Raw genomic sequence first — 17,203 nt, forward strand, 5'->3', positions numbered from 1 at the left:
CGGCTCCTTACAGGGGGATGTTGCCGTGCTTCTTCGGAGGCAGGGATTCCCGCTTCGTGCGCAGCTGACGCAGGCCGCGGACGATGTGCGCGCGGGTGTCGGACGGCATGATCACCGCGTCGATGTAGCCGCGCTCGGCCGCGATGTAGGGGTTGAGGAGGGTGTCCTCGTACTCCTGGATCAGCCGGGCCCGGGTGGCCTCGCCGTTTCCGGCGGACTCCGCCTCGGCGATGGTGCGGCGGTGCAGGATGTTGACGGCGCCCTGGGCACCCATGACGGCGATCTGGGCGGTCGGCCAGGCCAGGTTGAGGTCGGCGCCCAGGTGCTTGGAGCCCATGACGTCGTAGGCGCCGCCGAAGGCCTTGCGGGTGATGACCGTGATGAGCGGGACGGTGGCCTCGGCGTAGGCGTAGATCAGCTTGGCGCCGCGCCGGATGATGCCGGTGTGCTCCTGGTCGACGCCCGGCAGGAAGCCGGGGACGTCCACGAAGGTCAGCACCGGGATGTTGAAGGCGTCGCAGGTGCGCACGAACCGGGCGGCCTTCTCGGAGGCGTCGATGTCCAGGCAGCCGGCGAACTGCATCGGCTGGTTGGCGACGATGCCGACGGGGTAGCCCTCGACACGCCCGAAGCCGGTGACCATGTTCGGCGCGAACAGCGCCTGGGTCTCGAAGAACTCGCCGTCGTCCAGGACGTGTTCGACCACCGTGCGGATGTCGTACGGCTGGTTCGCGCTGTCCGGGACGACGGTGTCCAGCTCGCGGTCCTCGTCGGTGACGGTGAGGTCCGCCTCCTCCGGGAACACCGGGGCCTCGCTGAGGTTGTTGGACGGCAGGTACGACAGCAGCTGCTTGACGTACTCGATGGCGTCCTTCTCGTCGCCCGCCATGTGGTGGGCCACACCGGAGACCGCGTTGTGGGTGCGGGCGCCGCCCAGTTCCTCGAAGCCGACGTCCTCGCCGGTGACCGTCTTGATGACGTCGGGGCCGGTGATGAACATGTGCGAGGTCTGGTCGACCATGACCGTGAAGTCGGTGATGGCCGGGGAGTACACCGCGCCGCCCGCGCAGGGCCCGACGACCAGCGAGATCTGGGGGATGACTCCGCTGGCGTGGGTGTTGCGGCGGAAGATCTCGCCGTAGGCGCCCAGAGAGGCGACGCCCTCCTGGATCCGGGCGCCGCCGGAGTCGTTGATGCCGATGACCGGGCAGCCGGTCTTCAGCGCGAAGTCCATGACCTTGACGATCTTCTGGCCGTAGACCTCGCCGAGGGCGCCGCCGAAGACGGTGAAGTCCTGCGAGAAGACGGCGACGGGCCGTCCGTCGACGGTGCCGTACCCGGTGACGACACCGTCGCCGTACGGCCGGTTCCGCTCCAGGCCGAAGTTCGTGGACCGGTGCCGGGCGAACTCGTCGAGCTCGACGAAGGAGCCCTCGTCGAGCAGCAGCTCGATCCGCTCACGGGCCGTCAGCTTGCCCTTGGCGTGCTGCTTTTCGACGGCGCGTTCCGAGCCGGCGTGCGTCGCCTCGTGGATGCGGCGCTGGAGATCCGCGAGCTTGCCCGCGGTGGTGTGGATATCGATCCCTTGAGTCTCGTGGATCTCTTGACGCTCTTCCGGCTCGGACATCGGGATGCGGCTCCCTGCCTGCTCAAAAGGGGGGACGGTTACTCATCCGTAGAGTAGTGCTGGGCCTGTGGGTCGGCAGTGCGGCGTTTCCCACACCTAGGGTGACTTGCATGACGCCGCACAATGCATCAGACGACAGCCGCTGGTCCGACCTGGACCGTCCGCCCCTGAACGCCGCGGCACTGCGGCGCGCGCTGGTCGGGGAGGGGAGGCTGTACAGCGCGGTGGACGTGGTGCAGCGCACCGGCTCCACCAACTCCGACCTGGTCGCCCGGGCCGCCGCCGGGAAGGCGGACGAGGGGGCGGTGCTGGTGGCGGAGGAACAGACGGCGGGCAAGGGGCGCCTGGACCGACGGTGGACGGCGCCGGCGCGCTCGGGATTGTTCTTCTCCGTCTTCCTGCGGCCCGCCGAGGTGCCGGTGGCCCGGTGGGGCTGGCTGCCGCTGCTCACGGGCGTCGCCGTGGCGACCGGGCTGTCCCGGGCGGCGGGCGTGGACACGGCCCTGAAGTGGCCGAACGACCTGCTGGTGACCGTGGCGGGCGAGGAGCGCAAGGCCGGGGGCATCCTCGCCGAGCGGGCCGGTGAGGACGGTGTGGTCATCGGCGTCGGCATCAACGTCACGCTCCGGGCGGAGGAACTGCCGGTGCCGCAGGCGGGGTCGCTGGCGCTGGCGGGCGCGGTGAGCACGGACCGCGATCCGCTGCTGCGGGCGGTGCTGCGGGCACTGGAGGACTGGTACGGGCGGTGGCGGGACGCCGGGGGCGACCCCGCGGTGAGCGGTCTGCAGGAGACGTACGCGGCGGGCTGCGCGACGCTCGGGCGCACCGTGCGGGCCGAGCTGCCCGGGGAGCGTTCGATCGTGGGCGAGGCGGTGGCGGTCGACGGGGACGGGCGGCTGGTCATCGCCACGGGGGCGGGCGTGCAGGAGCCCGTGGGGGCGGGGGACATCGTGCACCTGCGTCCTGCGTAGGGGTACGGCGGTGGCGGCGCGACCAGCCGTGACGGAGCCGCGGTCGGCGACGGACGGGGCACCCCCGGACCTGCCCCGATGCGGGGCTCTGGGGGCGCAGCCCCCGGGGTGGCCCGGCACTGGCACCGGGAAGCGCGGCCGGTGCGGGGAGGTGGACCGTCGGCCGGACCCGACGGAGTGAGCTGGCGCACACCTGCCGTAGAGTTGAGGCCGGTCGATACCTGACCGCGGCAGATCGGAAGGGCAGCAGGCGTGACCGTCGACGACACGGGCTCCGGCGCGGACGCGGACGGCCGGGTGGACCCTCTCCAGGAGCGGGGGGACGCCCACGCCGCCGAACCCGGCGAGGACCCGCTGGCCTTGCGTCTCGAACAGCTCATCCTGGGCGCCGAGCGCCGCTACACGCCGTTCCAGGCGGCCCGCAGCGCCGGTGTCTCCATGGAGCTGGCGTCCCGGTTCTGGCGGGCCATGGGCTTCGCCGACATCGGGCAGGCCAAGGCGCTCACCGAGGCCGACGTGCTCGCTCTGCGCCGGCTCGCCGGTCTCGTCGAGGCGGGGCTGCTCAGCGAGGCCATGGCGGTGCAGGTGGCCCGGTCCACCGGGCAGACCACCGCCCGTTTGGCCGAGTGGCAGATGGATTCCTTCCTGGAGGGCCTGACCGAGCCGCCCGAGCCCGGGATGACCCGCACCGAGGTGACGTACCCGATCGTCGAGCTGCTCCTGCCCGAGCTGGAGGAGTTCCTGGTCTACGTCTGGCGCCGCCAGCTCGCCGCCTCGGCCGGCCGGGTCGTGCAGTCGGCGGACGACGAGGAGATGGTCGACCGGCGGCTCGCCGTCGGCTTCGCCGACCTCGTCGGGTTCACCCGGCTGACCCGCCGGATGGAGGAGGAAGAGCTCGGCGAGCTGGTCGAGGCGTTCGAGACCACCGCCGCCGACCTGGTGGCCGCGCGCGGCGGACGGCTCATCAAGACCCTCGGCGACGAGGTGCTGTACGCGGCGGACGACTCCGGTACGGCCGCGGACATCGCGCTGCGGCTGGTGGAGACGCTGGCGAACGACGAGACGATGCCCGAGCTGCGGGTCGGCATGGCGTTCGGCACGGTCACCACGCGCATGGGTGATGTGTTCGGTACGACGGTGAACCTGGCCTCCCGGCTGACGTCGATAGCCCCCCGGGACGCCGTGCTGGTGGACAGCGCCTTCGCCGAGGAGCTGATCCGCACCGGCGAGGCGCCCGCCTCCGAGGCGGAGGCGGCCGAGGCCGCGGCGGCCGCCGAGAAGGAGGGCGAGGAGCCGCCGAAGTACCGCTTCGCGCTGCAGCCGATGTGGCAGCGCCCGGTGCGTGGGCTCGGCGTGGTCGAGCCCTGGCTGCTGGCCCGCCGCGACGGTCAGCCGTAGCACCCGTGGTCCGCTAGCGGCCGGCACCGTCGACCGCGTCCACGCACAGGCCCAGCACCGGTACGCACAGCCCGCCCGGGCCCTCCGGGTCCGTCGTGCCGTGGGTGGGCGCGGGGGTGGTCGGCGTGGGCCGGGTCGTCGTCGGGGCCGGGCGCGGGGCGGACGTCGTCGCCGGGGGCCGCGGTGTCGTGCCCGGGGTGGAGGCCGCAGCGGTCGGGAGGCCGGTCGCGGTCGGTACGGCGGTGCCCCCGGCCGGTTCCGTGGGCGCGGCCGGACCGCTGGGTGCGGCCGTGGGTGTCGGCGCGGGGCTCCTGCCGCCCATGACGGACGTCGGCGAGGGCAGGGCGGTGGGGCCGGCGAGGACCGTGGCGTCGGTGTGCGCCGCGTGGTCCGTGGCGCCGTCGCCCGCGCCGCCGCGGGGCTCGGCCTCCGCCGTGCCCGGGGCGCCGACCCCCGACTCCGACGAGACCCGGACCAGGCTGAGCACGCCCGCCGCCAGGGCGAGCCCGCCGGCGGCGAGCAGTACCTTGCGGGGGCGCGGTTTGCGGTGCCGCCCGCGCCGTACGGGCCCTTCTTCCTCAGCTTCCGTACGGGCCTGTGCACGTATCGGTGCCATGGTTCCCCTCCCCGGTTCCCCTTCCCGGCCACGCCCCGGGCGTGCCGTGGCGGACGCACGCTATGCGCTCCCGTGGGCGATGTGGGGTGAGACGGCCGGGATGTCACTCGAACGGGCGTAGCCCCCTGGACTTTCCCGGGATCGGGTGCGGCTGCGATGATCGGGGCCGACAGTGCGTTAACCCGCGTTAACAGGCGAGCGGAGGGTGTCATGGGCGAGGAGCGGTTCGGGGAGTTCGTGCTGGTACGGCGGCACGGTCATGTCGCGGAGCTGGTCATGGACCGGCCCAAGGCCATGAACGCCGTCTCCACGGAGATGGCCCGCTCCCTCTCCGCCGCGTGCACGGCGCTGGCCGGCGACCGGGACGCGCGTGTGGTGGTCCTGACCTCGTCCCACGAGCGGGCGTTCTGTGTCGGCGCGGACCTGAAGGAGCGCAACTCCTTCAGCGACGCGGATCTGCGGCGCCAGCGGCCGGTGACGCGCGGCGCGTACACCGGGGTGCTGGAGCTGCCGATGCCGACGATCGCGGCGGTGCACGGGTTCGCGCTGGGCGGGGGTTTCGAACTGGCCCTGTCCTGCGACCTGATCGTGGCCGACGGTACGGCGGTGGTGGGGCTGCCGGAGGTGTCCGTGGGGGTGATTCCCGGCGGCGGCGGTACGCAGCTGCTGCCGCGCCGGGTCGGGGCCGCGCGGGCGGCCGAGCTGATCTTCTCCGCACGGCGGGTGGAGGCGGCGGAGGCGGCCGAGCTGGGGCTGGTCGACCGGGTGGTGGAGGAGGGGCGCGACCGCGAGGAGGCGTTGTCCATGGCCGCCGGTATCGCCGCCAACTCGCCGGTCGGGCTGCGCGCCGCCAAGCGGGCCCTGCGACTGGGGCACGGACTTGATCTGCGGGCGGGTCTCGAGGTCGAGGACGCCGCGTGGCGCACCGTGGCGTTCTCCGGGGACCGGGCGGAGGGCGTGGCGGCCTTCAACGAGAAGCGCAAGCCGGAGTGGCCGGGCGAGTGAAGCGCTCCGAAAGGCGCGCGGGACCGGTGATCCACCTGATCGCACCACCAATGTCCCGAATCCCGTAAATCATCCCTAACCTGGAGTAATGGGCGAGGACAAGCGGCTGGCAGCAGTCGTGGCGCTGGCGCAGGGCATGGCGGCGGCGCACACCCCGGCAGGGGCATGGCAGGCCGCCGCGCTCGGCGCCTGCCGAGCGCTGGACGGCAGCTTCGCCGCGCTGTCGGTGTGGGAGCGGGAGCTCGGCCGGCTGCGGGTCCTGGTGAACGTGGGGGACCGGCGCCCGGACGAGGAGGAGTTCCCCGAGTCCGAGGCCTACCCGGTGCACCAGTTCCCGGAGATCACCGAGTTCCTGCACGAGAGGTGGGCCGGAGGGGGCGGGGCGAACGCGTGGGTGGAGACCGCCGAGGGGACCGCCACCGGCACCCCCGGTTACTTCCACCGGCGGGTCGCCGCCCTGCGCCGCCGCGGCCGGGGCTGTTGCGTGGTCGCGCCGGTCGTGCTGCACGGCAGGGCCTGGGGCGAGTTGTACGTCGCCCGCGCCGTCCGGGCCCCCGTGTTCGACCGGGCCGACGCCGACTTCGCGACCGTGCTGGCCGCCGTCGTCGCCGCCGGGCTCGCGCAGACCGAGCGGCTGGAGGAGGCTCGCCGGCTCGCCTACACCGACGCGCTCACCGGACTCGCCAACCGCCGGGCCGTGGACGTACGCCTGGAGGAGGCGGTCGAGCGGCACCGTACGGAGGGCGTGGTCGTCAGCCTCGTCGTCTGCGATCTGAACGGGCTGAAGCGGGTGAACGACACGCTCGGGCACGCCGTCGGCGACCGGCTGCTGGAACGCTTCGGCTCGGTGCTGTCGTTGTGCGGTGCCATGGTGCCGGGGGCGCTGGTCGCGCGGCTCGGCGGGGACGAGTTCTGTCTGCTGGCCGTCGGGCCGCCCGCCGACGATGTCGTCAAGGCCGCCGACGAACTGTGCCGGAGAGCAGGGGAGTTGGAGCTGGGCGAAGGTGTGGCGTGCGGGGTCGCCTCGACCCAGGATCCGATCGGGGAGGTGCGGGACGCGCGCCGGCTGTTCCGGCTCGCCGACGCCGCCCAGTACCGGGCCAAGGCCCTGGGCGCCGACCGGCCGGTGGTGGCGGGGCGGGAGGGGCCGGAGGATCCGGTCGTACGGTTGGCCGACGAGCCGCCGCACATGGCGCCTGCCGAGCGGCGCCGGTTCCGCGGGCGCCGGCCGTAGGCCGGGGTCCCCACGGCTGAGGCGAAGCCCACACGGATCGGTAAGGGTCGCTCCCGTACTCCACTAGTGACATCTCCGCATTCACTGCGTACGCTCCTGAATATGGATATGCACACTGTGGTGGTGGGGACGTCGGGTGTCACGGCGTCCGACGTGCTCGCCGTGGCGCGCGGCGGTGCCCGCGTCGAGCTGTCGGCGGAAGCGGTGGCGGCCCTCGCGGCGGCCCGCGAGATCGTGGACGCGCTGGCGGCCAAGCCGGACCCGGTCTACGGCGTCTCGACCGGCTTCGGCGCCCTGGCGACCCGGCACATCAGCCAGGAACTGCGCGCCCAGCTGCAGCGCAACATCGTCCGCTCGCACGCCGCCGGCATGGGCCCGCGGGTCGAGCGCGAGGTCGTACGGGCCCTGATGTTCCTGCGGCTGAAGACCGTCTGCTCCGGGCACACCGGCGTCCGGCCCGAGGTCGCGCAGACCATGGCGGACGTGCTCAACGCCGGGATCACCCCGGTCGTGCACGAGTACGGCTCCCTCGGCTGCTCCGGCGACCTGGCCCCGCTGTCCCACTGCGCCCTGACCCTCATGGGCGAGGGGGACGCGGAGGGGCCCGACGGCACCGTCGCCCCCGCCGGTGAGCTGCTCGCCGAGCACGGGATCAAGCCGGTCGAGCTGCGCGAGAAGGAGGGCCTGGCCCTCCTCAACGGCACCGACGGCATGCTCGGCATGCTGGTCATGGCCCTCGCCGACCTCGACACCCTCTACAAGTCCGCCGACGTCACCGCCGCCCTCAGCCTGGAGGCGCTGCTCGGCACCGACAAGGTGCTGGCGCCCGAGCTGCACGCGATCCGCCCGCACCCGGGGCAGGGCGCCTCCGCCGCCAACATGCTGGCGGTGCTGAAGGGTTCGCAGCTCACCGGGCACCACCAGGACGACGCCCCGCGCGTCCAGGACGCCTACTCCGTGCGCTGTGCCCCGCAGGTCGCCGGTGCCGGGCGCGACACCATGGCGCACGCCCGGCTGGTCGCCGAGCGGGAGCTGGCCTCCGCGGTCGACAACCCGGTCGTGCTGCCCGACGGCCGTGTGGAGTCCAACGGCAACTTCCACGGCGCGCCCGTGGCCTACGTCCTGGACTTCCTCGCCATCGCGGCGGCCGACCTCGGCTCCATCGCCGAGCGCCGCACCGACCGGCTGCTGGACAAGAACCGCAGCCACGGTCTGCCGCCGTTCCTCGCCGACGACGCCGGAGTCGACTCCGGGCTGATGATCGCCCAGTACACGCAGGCCGCGCTCGTCAGCGAGATGAAGCGGCTCGCCGTACCGGCCTCCGCGGACTCCATCCCGTCCTCCGCCATGCAGGAGGACCACGTGTCCATGGGCTGGTCCGCCGCGCGCAAGCTGCGCACCGCGGTCGGCAACCTCACCCGGATCATCGCCGTCGAGCTGTACGCGGCCACCCGCGCCATAGAGCTGCGCGAGGGCCTCACCCCGGCGCCCGCCTCCCAGGCCGTGATCGAGGCCGTGCGCGCCGCCGGTGTGCAGGGCCCGGGCCCGGACCGGTTCCTGGCGCCCGACCTGGCCGCCGCCGACGCGTTCGTGCGCGGCGGTCACCTCGTCACCGCGGTGGAGGCCGTCACCGGCCCGCTGCAGTAACGTCTCCGCACAACACCAGGGACCCTGCCGTGTGCAGGGTCCCTGGTGTTGTGTCACTTCAGCTTGGCCTGCTGCGCGGTGACGACCTCGGGCGACACGGTGTACGCCTTCCTGGCCATGATGGCGCCCAGGTTCGTCGTGACATAGACCGACAGGGTCTTCCGTCGTACGAGGCCAGGGTGACCGTGGTGATGTCGCGGTCCAGCGACTTGTGCATCGTCTCCTCGAACTTCCCCTCGTCGAGGTCGTCCAGGGAGGTCGGCTTGGCCGCCGCGTCGGCCGGCGGGAGCCCGCTCATCACACGGGCCGGCGGCCGGCAGGAGGCGCTGCCGGTGGTGATGGCCCTGGCCCGGGTGGCCGGCACCGCCGCCACCTTGAACCCGGGCACCTCGCCCTCGGCGATGATCAGCTTCTTCCCCGCCGGATGCATCCCCGCCCGAGCAGCCCGTGACAAGGGCGAACGACAGCGCGCCGACAGCTGCCGCGGCGCACAGCCGCACGCCCGATGATCTCTTCATGGGCGCACCATGAGGGAAACGTCAAAGGATCGTCAACGGCGATTAAAAGCCCAGGCGTTCGCGGCGCACCGAATACATCACGAAGCCGGCACCGACGCCGAGGAAGAGGGTGCCGCCGACGACGTACGGCGTGGTGTCGATGCTTCCGGTGTCGGCGAGTTCGGTGTCGTCCGCCGCCTCCCGCGCGGTCTCGGCGGTCGCCTGCGACACCGCCCTGGCCTGCTGGGTCAGGTGCGCGGCGGAGGTTTCCGTACTCGCTCTCGCCGCCGAGTCCGCCGAGGAGTCCTGCGAGGCGTTCGCGGACGGGACGAACCACAGTGCGCACAGCAGAGTGCCCGCGGCGGTGGCGGTCAGCAGCGGACGGCGAGCGGATGACACGGAATATCGATCCCCTTGTGACGCTGGCGAATTGGCCGTGGGCAGCGATGTTAGTGAAAGTGGCGGGTCACAGGAAAGTCACGGGAGGTTTCAGTCGTACGCTCGCGCCATGAACGCTGAAGAGACATCACGTTTTGTACGGCTTCGGGTGGAGCTGGTCCTCGAGGTGCAGGACGAGGACGAGGTCACCAAGGCCGCGCTGCGCCGGCTCGCCGCGGACCCGGAGCTGCCGGAGGCGGAGCGGACCCAGGCCGAGGGCGCTGTGACGGAAGACACCGCGGAGGCCCTGGCGTATCTCGTGGACCCGTTCGACCTGGTCGGCGAGGTGCCCGGGGTGGAGCTCCAGCAGGCGTCCTGGTCGAGTGAGCGGATCGACTACGACCCGGACTCGCCGGACTGGGACCTGGACGAGGAAGATGGGGGCGACGACGAAGAAGAAGAGGACGGCATCGGCTGAGCGTCACGGGGCACTCCTGACCCCGGACGGCAACCGCCGTCCGGGGTTTCGTCGTCTCAGGGGACGCACGGACCGACTCCCGCACCACGCCGCGGACGTGGTGTGCCCCACAGATCCACTGGATCCGGAACGGGACGGTACGGCCGTAGCGTTGAGGGTTCTTACGGGGGCTCTAGGGGTTTCTGGCGACTCGGCAACGATGGAGAAGCGTGTGATGACGGACAGTAAGCGGCGCAAGGGCCTGATGGCCGCGTCCGCACTGCTCGGCGGTGTCCTGGCCCTCACGGGCTGTTCCGGCGGCGGCAAGACCAAGTCGTCCGACCAGTCCTCCCAGGCCCAGGCCGACGCGGCGGCGGCGAAGAAGTCCTCGCAGGCGCAGATCACGATCACGCCGAAGGACGGCTCGAACAACGCGTCGATCAACAACTCCGCCACCGTCACCGTCACCAAGGGCACCCTCACCGGCGTCACCATGACCACCCAGGACGGCAAGGCCGTCGCCGGTCAGCTCTCCGCCGACAGGACGAGCTGGAAGCCCACCGCCCAGCTGCAGCGCTCCACCACCTACAAGGTCGCCGCGGAGGCCAAGGACGCCCAGGGCCGCATAGCCAACGAGAACGCGTCCTTCACCACCGTCTCCCCGGCCAACAGCTTCATCGGCACCTTCACCCCGGACGACGGCGCCACGGTCGGCGTCGGCATGCCGGTCTCGATCAACTTCGACAAGGCGATCACCAACAAGGCGGCCGTGCAGAAGGGCGTCACGGTCACCTCCAGCAGCGGCCAGGAGGTCGCCTGCCACTGGTTCAACGCCAACCGCATGGACTGCCGCCCGGAGCAGTACTGGAAGGAAGGCTCCACCGTCACCCTGAAGCTCGCCCTCGACGGCGTCCAGGGCGCGCCCGGCCTGACCGGCGTCCAGCAGAAGACGGTCACCTTCCACATCGGCCGCAACCAGGTCTCCTACGTCGACGCGAAGACCAAGCAGATGAAGGTCACGCAGGACGGCAAGGTCGTCAAGACCATCCCGATCTCCGCCGGCGCCCCCGAGCACACCACCTACCAGGGCCAGATGGTGATCTCGGAGAAGTTCAAGCAGACCCGCATGAACGGCGCGACGGTCGGCTTCAAGGACTCCGACGGCAAGGGCGAGTACGACATCAAGGACGTGCCGCACGCCATGCGCCTGACCAACTCCGGCACCTTCATCCACGGCAACTACTGGGGTGCGCCCTCCGTCTTCGGCAGCGTCAACACCAGCCACGGCTGCGTCGGCCTGCAGGACGTCAAGGGCGCCGGCGACGCGAACACCCCGGCCGCCTGGTTCTACAGCCACTCCCTGATCGGTGACGTGGTCGTCGTCCAGAACACCGGCGACAAGACGGTCGCCCCGGACAACGGCCTCAACGGCTGGAACATGGACTGGGCCCAGTGGAAGGCCGGTTCGGCGGTCTGACGACCCGTCCACAGCTTCTCCGGTGCCGCCCCCAGGGGCGGCACCGGTGTTTGCGGGCCCGGCCACAGGCCTTCTCATGCATCTCTTATGCCGGGCTTAGGGCGCCGTCACGGTCCGCCCCTAGCTTGCGGCCATGTTCTTCACCTACCTGAGGCGCGAACTGCGCCGCCGCAGAAAGGCGGCCCTCGTCGTCGCCTCCGGCCTCGCGCTGGGCATCGCGCTGGTCATCGTCGTCAACTCCGTGTCCAGCGGCATGGGGAAGGCCCAGGACAAGGTCCTGCAGTCGCTGTACGGCCTGGGTACGGACATGACCGTCACCAAGGCGGCCACACCGACCGCGGACAGCTCCGGGCAGCCCCGCTTCCGCTTCGACGCCCGGAACAACGACGACAAGTCGTCCCAGAGCAGCGACCGGGTCCGGGTGCAGGGCTTCACCACCCTGGCCTCCACCACCGTCGACGAGGTGGCGGGCCAGAAGGGCGTCTCGCAGGCCGTCGGCGGGCTCAGCCTCAACGTCTTCCGCGTCGACGGCTCCTTCACCCGCGGCCAGTTCCGGCAGAGCGGCGGCAGCGGTGGCTTCCAGGGCGGCGGCGAGGGCGGGCAGCCGCAGGGTGAGGTCAAGGGCGGCGGCGCCGACTTCAACATCAACCAGTACACGGTCTACGGCACCGACGTCACCCACATCGGGCTCGGCCCGCTGACCTCCTCGAAGATCACCGGCGGCCGTACCTTCAAGTCCACCGAGACCGACGCCAAGGTGGCCGTGGCGGACTCGGCGTACGCCAAGACCAAGAAGTACAAGGTCGGCTCCACCGTCACCATCAGCGGCACCACGTTCACGGTCATCGGCATCGCCACCGCGAACAGCGGCGACTCGGCGGCCGACCTGTACGTCCCGCTGAAGCAGGCGCAGACCCTCGCCGGGGAGAAGGACAAGGTCACCACGATCTACGTCAAGGCGACCGACTCCCAGAAGATCGACCAGGTCAAGAGCGCCATCCAGAAGAACGTCTCCGGTACGACCGTCACCACCTCCTCCGACCTGGCGAAGACCGTCTCCGGTTCGCTGTCCACCGCCTCCTCCCTCGCCACCAAGGTCGGTACGTGGCTGTCCATCGCGGTGCTGGTGGCCGCGTTCCTGGTCGCGGGCCTGCTGACCTCCTCCGCGGTCTCCCGGCGCGTCCGCGAGTTCGGCACGCTGAAGGCGCTCGGCTGGAAGTCGGGCCGGGTGACCCGGCAGGTGGTCGGCGAGGCCGTCGTCAACGGCCTGGTCGGCGGCGCCCTCGGCATCGCCCTGGGCCTCGCGGGCGCGTACGCGGTCACGGCCGCCAGCCCGACGCTGCAGGCCCAGTTGGGCGGCGACAGCGGTGGCGGCGGCTTCGGCGGCGGGCCCGGTGGTGGCGGCTTCGGGGGCCCCGGCCGCCAGGCGGCCAAGTCCCTGGAGGTCGCCCTGACGGCCCCGGTCAGCGTCACGACGATCGCGCTGGCGGTGGTCCTGGCGGTGGCCGGCGGTCTCATCGCCGGTGCCTTCGGCGGCTGGCGCGCGTCCAGGCTCCGCCCGGCGGACGCGCTGCGCCGGGTCGAGTAGCCGAGGCCCACCGCGCAGCGCACCCGAAGCCCCCCGAACCCTCCCCAGGAGCCACCATGTACGAACTGACCAATGTGACCAAGCGCTATACAAGGGGCAAGGACACCGTCCACGCCCTCGACGGAGTCGACCTCGCCGTCTCCGACGGCGACCGGCTCGTCATCCAAGGCCCCACCGGTGGCGGAAAATCCACCCTCCTGCAGATGCTCGGCGGCCTCGACCGCCCCACCTCCGGCGAAGTCGTCCTGGACGGCATCGACCTGGCCAAGCTCAGTGAAGCCCGGCTGACAAGGGTCCGCAGCGAGAACATCGGCTTCGTCTTCCAGTCCTTCAACCTCATCCCCACCCTCACCGCCCAGGAGAACGTCGAGACGGCCCTCGTCCCGCTCGGCATCAAGGTCAGGGAGCGCCGCGAACTCGCCGCCGACGCACTGAAGTCCGTGGGTCTCGGCGAACGCCTCTCCCACCTCCCCGGCGAGATGTCCGGAGGACAGCAGCAGCGCGTCGCCATCGCCCGGGCCGTGGTGAAGAAGCCCAAGGTGCTGCTCGCCGACGAACCGACCGGCAACCTCGACGAGGGCATGCGCGACGAGATCATGGACGTACTCGAACGCCTGTGGAAGGAGCACGGGTTGACCTTCATCATGGTCACCCACGACTCCGCGATCGCGAAGAAGGCCCCGCGAGTGGCCACCATCCGCAAGGGAAAGATCACGGTAAGGGAGAACGCCGGCGCCTGACGCTTTGTTACAGCGATCCGCCCGCGACGTAACAGTTTTCCGTCGCTCTTTCTTACCGTCCTCTCATCCATTGAGACGTCTGATCACCCCCCGGCATACTGCGTGACCCGGGGGGTTCGACGTGCGTACCGAGGTGTGCACGTACGAGACCACCCCCGGCCGGGCGAACGGGGAATTCGCCGCCCGGTACTCCATCTCCAGGGGGAGAACTTGCGCAGACAAGTGAAAAGAGCTGCTGCGGCCGGTGTCGCCCCGGCCGCAGTCGTCGCCCTCGCAGCGGGTATGACCAGCCCGGCGTCGGCGAAGCCCGCGGAGCGCACGCCGACCGCCGCCTCCGCGCTCACCGCGAAGAGCCATGTCACGCTCATCACCGGAGACCGCGTCGCCCTCGACGCCAAGGGCCGCATCGTCGGCCTGCAGCGGGCCAGGGGCCGCGAGCACATACCCGTCCAGGTCCGCAGGACCGAGGGCCACACGCTGGTCGTCCCGGTCGACGCGGCCCGCCTGGTGGCCTCCGGCAAGCTGGACCAGCGCCTGTTCGACGTCACGGAGCTGAACAAGGCGGCGACCCGCCGGGCCCAGAAGGACGGTCTGAAGGTCATCGTCGCCTACACCGGCTCCGGGGCCGCCCGGGCCGCCCGGGCGGACGTCCGGGACGCGGGCCGTCTGCGCCGCAGCCTCAGCGCCCTCGACGCCGACGCCGTACAGGCGCCGGTCAAGGACACCGCCGGGCTGTGGCACGCCGTCACCCACGGGGACGACACCGCCGCCGGCATCGCGCACGTCTGGCTCGACGGCGTCCGCAAGGCCTCCCTCGACACGTCCGTGCCGCAGATCGGCGCCCCGGTCGCCTGGAAGGCCGGGTACACCGGCAAGGGCGTGAAGGTCGCCGTCCTGGACACCGGTGTGGACACCCGCCACCCGGACCTCAAGGACCAGGTGATCGCGTCCAGGAACTTCTCCGGCGCCGCCGACGCCACCGACCACTACGGGCACGGCACCCACGTCGCCTCCATCGTGGCGGGCACCGGCGCCAAGTCCGGCGGCAAGTACAAGGGAGTCGCCCCGGACGCCGAGATCCTCAACGGCAAGGTCCTGGACGACACCGGCTCCGGGGACGACTCCGGCATCCTGGCCGGCATGGAGTGGGCGGCCGCGCAGGGCGCCTCCGTCGTCAACCTCAGCCTCGGCGGCTACGACAGCCCCGGCATCGACCCGCTCGAGGCCGAGGTCGACAAGCTCTCCGCCACCAAGGGCATCCTGTTCGCGATCGCCGCCGGCAACGACGGCCCGCAGTCGATCAGTTCGCCGGGCAGCGCGGACGCCGCGCTCACCGTCGGCGCCGTCGACAAGAAGGACAAACTCGCCGACTTCTCCTCCACCGGCCCGCGCCTCGGCGACTACGCCATCAAGCCCGACGTCACCGCGCCCGGCGTGGACATCACCGCCGCCGCGGCCAAGGGCAGCGTCCTCGACCAGGAGGTCGGCGAGAAGCCCGAGGGCTACCTGACCCTCTCCGGCACCTCGATGGCCACCCCGCACGTCGCGGGCGCCGCCGCGATCCTGAAGCAGGAGCACCCCGACTGGGGCTACGCCGAGCTGAAGGGCGCGCTCACCGGCTCCGCCAAGGGCGGCAACTACACGCCCTACCAGCAGGGTTCGGGCCGTATCGCGGTGGACAAGGCCATCGGCCAGTCCGTGATCGCCGACCCGGTCTCGGTGAACTTCGGGCTGCAGCAGTGGCCGCACACCGACGACAAGCCCGTCACCAAGAAGGTGACCTACCGCAACCTCGGCGACAAGGACGTCACGCTCTCCCTCAGCAGCACCGCCCTCGACCCCAAGGGCCACACGGCCCCCTCGGGCTTCTTCCGGCTCGGCGCGACCAGGCTCACGGTCCCCGCGCACGGCAAGGCCTCCGTCGGCCTCACCGCCGACACCAGGCTCGGCGGCACCCTCGACGGCGCCTACTCCGCCTACGTGACCGCGACCGGCGCCGGCCAGACGGTCCGCACGGCCGCCGCGGTGCAGCGCGAGGTGGAGTCGTACGACATCACGCTGAAGGTCATCGGCCGCGACGGCAAGCCGGCGAAGTTCTACAACGCCGACCTCAGCGGTGTGGGCGGTCTGGCCAGCGGCACGCACGTGAGCCCGTACGACCCCTCCGGCACGGTGAAGGTGCGCGCGCCCAAGGGCACGTACATCCTGAACTCCGCCGTCTTCGTGGACAAGGACGGCACCAAGGGCACCGACTGGATCGCCCAGCCGAAGCTGACCGTCTCCAAGAAGCAGACCGTCACGATCGACGCGCGCAGGGCCAGGCCCGTGGACATCACCGTCCCGGCCTCGGGCGTGAAGTCGCAGTTCGCCGCGCCGGGGTACTCCCTCACGGTCGGCGACAGCGAGTTCGGCTACAACTGGTTCCTGGACTCGTACGACAACTTCCGCACCGCCCACCTGGGCCCGCGGCTGCCCGCCGGCCGGCTGTTCCAGCAGTGGGACGGTCACTGGACCAAGGGGTCGAGCGAGGAGTACGACGTCACCTCCGGCGGCCCGGTCACACAGCTCGCCACCGGCTACACCAGGCACTACAGGGCGAGTGAGCTGGCCACCGTCAAGGCCCGGCTCGGCGCCGCCGCGCCCGGCAAGACCGGCTCGATCAGCCCCGTCGGCTGGCTGCCCGGCAGCTCCGGCGCCTCCTCCATCGACATCCCGCAGAAGCTGCCCGGCACCCGCACCCTGCACGTGTCAGCGGGCGGCGGGGTCCTGTGGGACCTGGACTTCAGCCAGTACGGCGGGCGCGACCAGGACGGCTTCCCGATCCAGGAAGCCGGCTACACGCTCGGCCAGTCCACCTTCAAGGCCGGCCACAGTTACAGCAGGACGGTCAACACCGCGGTCTTCGGCCCGCACGTCGACAAGGACCTCGGGCTGTTCCGCAGCGGCAACGAGATCTACGGCTCACTGCCGCTGTTCGCCGACTCCGGCAGGCACGCCGGGTACTCGGAGTTCACCTCGGTGAACACGACCCTGTACCGCGACGGCACCGAGGTCGGCTCCAACGCCGACCCGCTGTTCGGCGACGGGACCTTCAAGGTCCCGGCCGGCGATGGCGCGTACAGGCTGACCACCTCGGTCAGGCGCTCGGCGCGGGTCGCCCAGGCCTCCTCGCGGATCGACGCGGCCTGGACCTTCCGCTCCAGGAACGTGTCCGGCACCGCCGTGAAGCTCCCGGCCTCCGTCCTGCACTACGGCGCCACGACCGACCTGGACAGCCGGGTCCCGGCCGGCCGGACGGTCACCTTCCCGGTCACCGTCGAGGGCTCGGCCGCGGGCGGCAACCTGAAGTCCCTCGCGGTGTACGTCTCCTACGACGGCAAGACCTTCACGAAGGCCGACGTCCGAGGCGGCGGGATCACCGTGAAGAACCCCGCGAAGGGCAAGTCCCTCTCCTTCCGCTCCGTGATCACCGACAAGCAGGGCAACACGTCGGAGATCACCGTCTACGACGCCTGCTTCGGCAAGTGAGCCGCAGCGCCCGCTGAACGAGCGAGGGGCACCCGGAGCA

14 protein-coding genes are annotated in these 17,203 nt (G+C 71.5%); 11 read left to right on the forward strand and 3 right to left on the reverse strand.

Going from position 1 to position 17,203, the window contains the following annotated elements:
- Positions 1-7: 7 nt before the first annotated feature.
- Positions 8-1,627 carry an acyl-CoA carboxylase subunit beta gene (locus ABT288_RS13125; protein ID WP_351606102.1) on the reverse strand — a complete coding sequence of 540 codons (1,620 nt, stop codon included), beginning with the start codon at positions 1,625-1,627 and terminating at the stop codon, positions 8-10.
- A 110-nt stretch (positions 1,628-1,737) separates the two neighbouring features.
- Here ABT288_RS13125 and ABT288_RS13130 point away from each other — a divergent pair, with 110 nt between their 5' ends.
- Together ABT288_RS13130 and ABT288_RS13135 are read left to right on the forward strand one after the other, a co-directional pair.
- Positions 1,738-2,598, forward strand: a complete 861-nt coding sequence (locus ABT288_RS13130) for a biotin--[acetyl-CoA-carboxylase] ligase (RefSeq protein WP_351606103.1) — start codon at positions 1,738-1,740, stop codon at positions 2,596-2,598.
- A 252-nt stretch (positions 2,599-2,850) separates the two neighbouring features.
- Entirely contained in the window at positions 2,851-3,996 is a 1,146-nt protein-coding gene (locus ABT288_RS13135; protein WP_351606105.1) for an adenylate/guanylate cyclase domain-containing protein, read from the forward strand.
- A gap of 13 nt (positions 3,997-4,009) precedes the next feature.
- On the opposite strand, the gene ABT288_RS13140 is transcribed toward ABT288_RS13135, so the two are convergent.
- Positions 4,010-4,612 carry a hypothetical protein gene (locus tag ABT288_RS13140; RefSeq protein WP_351606107.1) on the reverse strand — a complete coding sequence of 201 codons (603 nt, stop codon included), beginning with the start codon at positions 4,610-4,612 and terminating at the stop codon, positions 4,010-4,012.
- A 210-nt stretch (positions 4,613-4,822) separates the two neighbouring features.
- Between ABT288_RS13140 and ABT288_RS13145 the strand changes: the two genes are divergently transcribed.
- The 4 genes from ABT288_RS13145 (at position 4,823) to ABT288_RS13160 (ending at position 9,007) form a co-directional block, all read left to right on the forward strand.
- Positions 4,823-5,617, forward strand: coding sequence for an enoyl-CoA hydratase/isomerase family protein (locus ABT288_RS13145; RefSeq protein WP_351606109.1), 795 nt, complete (start codon positions 4,823-4,825; stop codon positions 5,615-5,617).
- Between the two features lie 88 nt (positions 5,618-5,705).
- On the forward strand, positions 5,706-6,851 hold the full coding sequence (locus ABT288_RS13150) for a GGDEF domain-containing protein (RefSeq protein ID WP_351606112.1): 1,146 nt from the start codon (positions 5,706-5,708) through the stop codon (positions 6,849-6,851).
- 108 nt (positions 6,852-6,959) lie between these two features.
- Entirely contained in the window at positions 6,960-8,498 is a 1,539-nt protein-coding gene (gene hutH, locus ABT288_RS13155; RefSeq protein ID WP_351606215.1) for a histidine ammonia-lyase, read from the forward strand.
- 263 nt (positions 8,499-8,761) lie between these two features.
- Positions 8,762-9,007, forward strand: coding sequence for a hypothetical protein (locus ABT288_RS13160; protein WP_351606114.1), 246 nt, complete (start codon positions 8,762-8,764; stop codon positions 9,005-9,007).
- A gap of 51 nt (positions 9,008-9,058) precedes the next feature.
- Here ABT288_RS13160 and ABT288_RS13165 read toward each other — a convergent pair whose 3' ends face one another.
- Positions 9,059-9,394, reverse strand: coding sequence for an LPXTG cell wall anchor domain-containing protein (locus ABT288_RS13165; RefSeq protein ID WP_351606117.1), 336 nt, complete (start codon positions 9,392-9,394; stop codon positions 9,059-9,061).
- A gap of 109 nt (positions 9,395-9,503) precedes the next feature.
- Between ABT288_RS13165 and ABT288_RS13170 the strand changes: the two genes are divergently transcribed.
- From ABT288_RS13170 to ABT288_RS13190, 5 genes are all read left to right on the forward strand, one after another.
- Positions 9,504-9,851, forward strand: coding sequence for a hypothetical protein (locus tag ABT288_RS13170; RefSeq protein WP_351606120.1), 348 nt, complete (start codon positions 9,504-9,506; stop codon positions 9,849-9,851).
- A 214-nt stretch (positions 9,852-10,065) separates the two neighbouring features.
- Positions 10,066-11,307: a L,D-transpeptidase gene (locus tag ABT288_RS13175; protein WP_351606123.1), complete on the forward strand. Its 1,242-nt coding sequence runs from the start codon at positions 10,066-10,068 to the stop codon at positions 11,305-11,307.
- Positions 11,308-11,440: 133 nt separating this feature from the next.
- Positions 11,441-12,895 carry an ABC transporter permease gene (locus ABT288_RS13180; protein WP_351606125.1) on the forward strand — a complete coding sequence of 485 codons (1,455 nt, stop codon included), beginning with the start codon at positions 11,441-11,443 and terminating at the stop codon, positions 12,893-12,895.
- A gap of 56 nt (positions 12,896-12,951) precedes the next feature.
- Positions 12,952-13,635 (forward strand): ABC transporter ATP-binding protein, encoded by a 684-nt coding sequence (locus ABT288_RS13185; protein ID WP_351606127.1) that lies wholly within the window; start codon positions 12,952-12,954, stop codon positions 13,633-13,635.
- A 282-nt stretch (positions 13,636-13,917) separates the two neighbouring features.
- Positions 13,918-17,163: a S8 family peptidase gene (locus ABT288_RS13190; RefSeq protein ID WP_351606130.1), complete on the forward strand. Its 3,246-nt coding sequence runs from the start codon at positions 13,918-13,920 to the stop codon at positions 17,161-17,163.
- The last annotated feature ends 40 nt before the right edge of the window (positions 17,164-17,203 follow it).

Source organism: Streptomyces sp. NPDC001093, from assembly GCF_040298985.1.
Lineage (GTDB): Bacteria > Actinomycetota > Actinomycetes > Streptomycetales > Streptomycetaceae > Streptomyces.

Bases quoted from the DNA above. Each gene is read 5' to 3' on its own strand.
- ABT288_RS13180 (WP_351606125.1), top strand. From the start codon at position 11,441: ATGTTCTTCACCTACCTGAGGCGCGAACTGCGCCGCCGCAGAAAGGCG.
- ABT288_RS13175 (WP_351606123.1), top strand. From the start codon at position 10,066: ATGACGGACAGTAAGCGGCGCAAGGGCCTGATGGCCGCGTCCGCACTG.
- ABT288_RS13125 (WP_351606102.1), bottom strand. From the start codon at position 1,627: ATGTCCGAGCCGGAAGAGCGTCAAGAGATCCACGAGACTCAAGGGATC.
- hutH (WP_351606215.1), top strand. From the start codon at position 6,960: ATGCACACTGTGGTGGTGGGGACGTCGGGTGTCACGGCGTCCGACGTG.
- ABT288_RS13140 (WP_351606107.1), bottom strand. From the start codon at position 4,612: ATGGCACCGATACGTGCACAGGCCCGTACGGAAGCTGAGGAAGAAGGG.
- ABT288_RS13190 (WP_351606130.1), top strand. From the start codon at position 13,918: ATGACCAGCCCGGCGTCGGCGAAGCCCGCGGAGCGCACGCCGACCGCC.
- ABT288_RS13145 (WP_351606109.1), top strand. From the start codon at position 4,823: ATGGGCGAGGAGCGGTTCGGGGAGTTCGTGCTGGTACGGCGGCACGGT.
- ABT288_RS13130 (WP_351606103.1), top strand. From the start codon at position 1,738: ATGACGCCGCACAATGCATCAGACGACAGCCGCTGGTCCGACCTGGAC.
- ABT288_RS13170 (WP_351606120.1), top strand. From the start codon at position 9,504: ATGAACGCTGAAGAGACATCACGTTTTGTACGGCTTCGGGTGGAGCTG.
- ABT288_RS13150 (WP_351606112.1), top strand. From the start codon at position 5,706: ATGGGCGAGGACAAGCGGCTGGCAGCAGTCGTGGCGCTGGCGCAGGGC.
- ABT288_RS13185 (WP_351606127.1), top strand. From the start codon at position 12,952: ATGTACGAACTGACCAATGTGACCAAGCGCTATACAAGGGGCAAGGAC.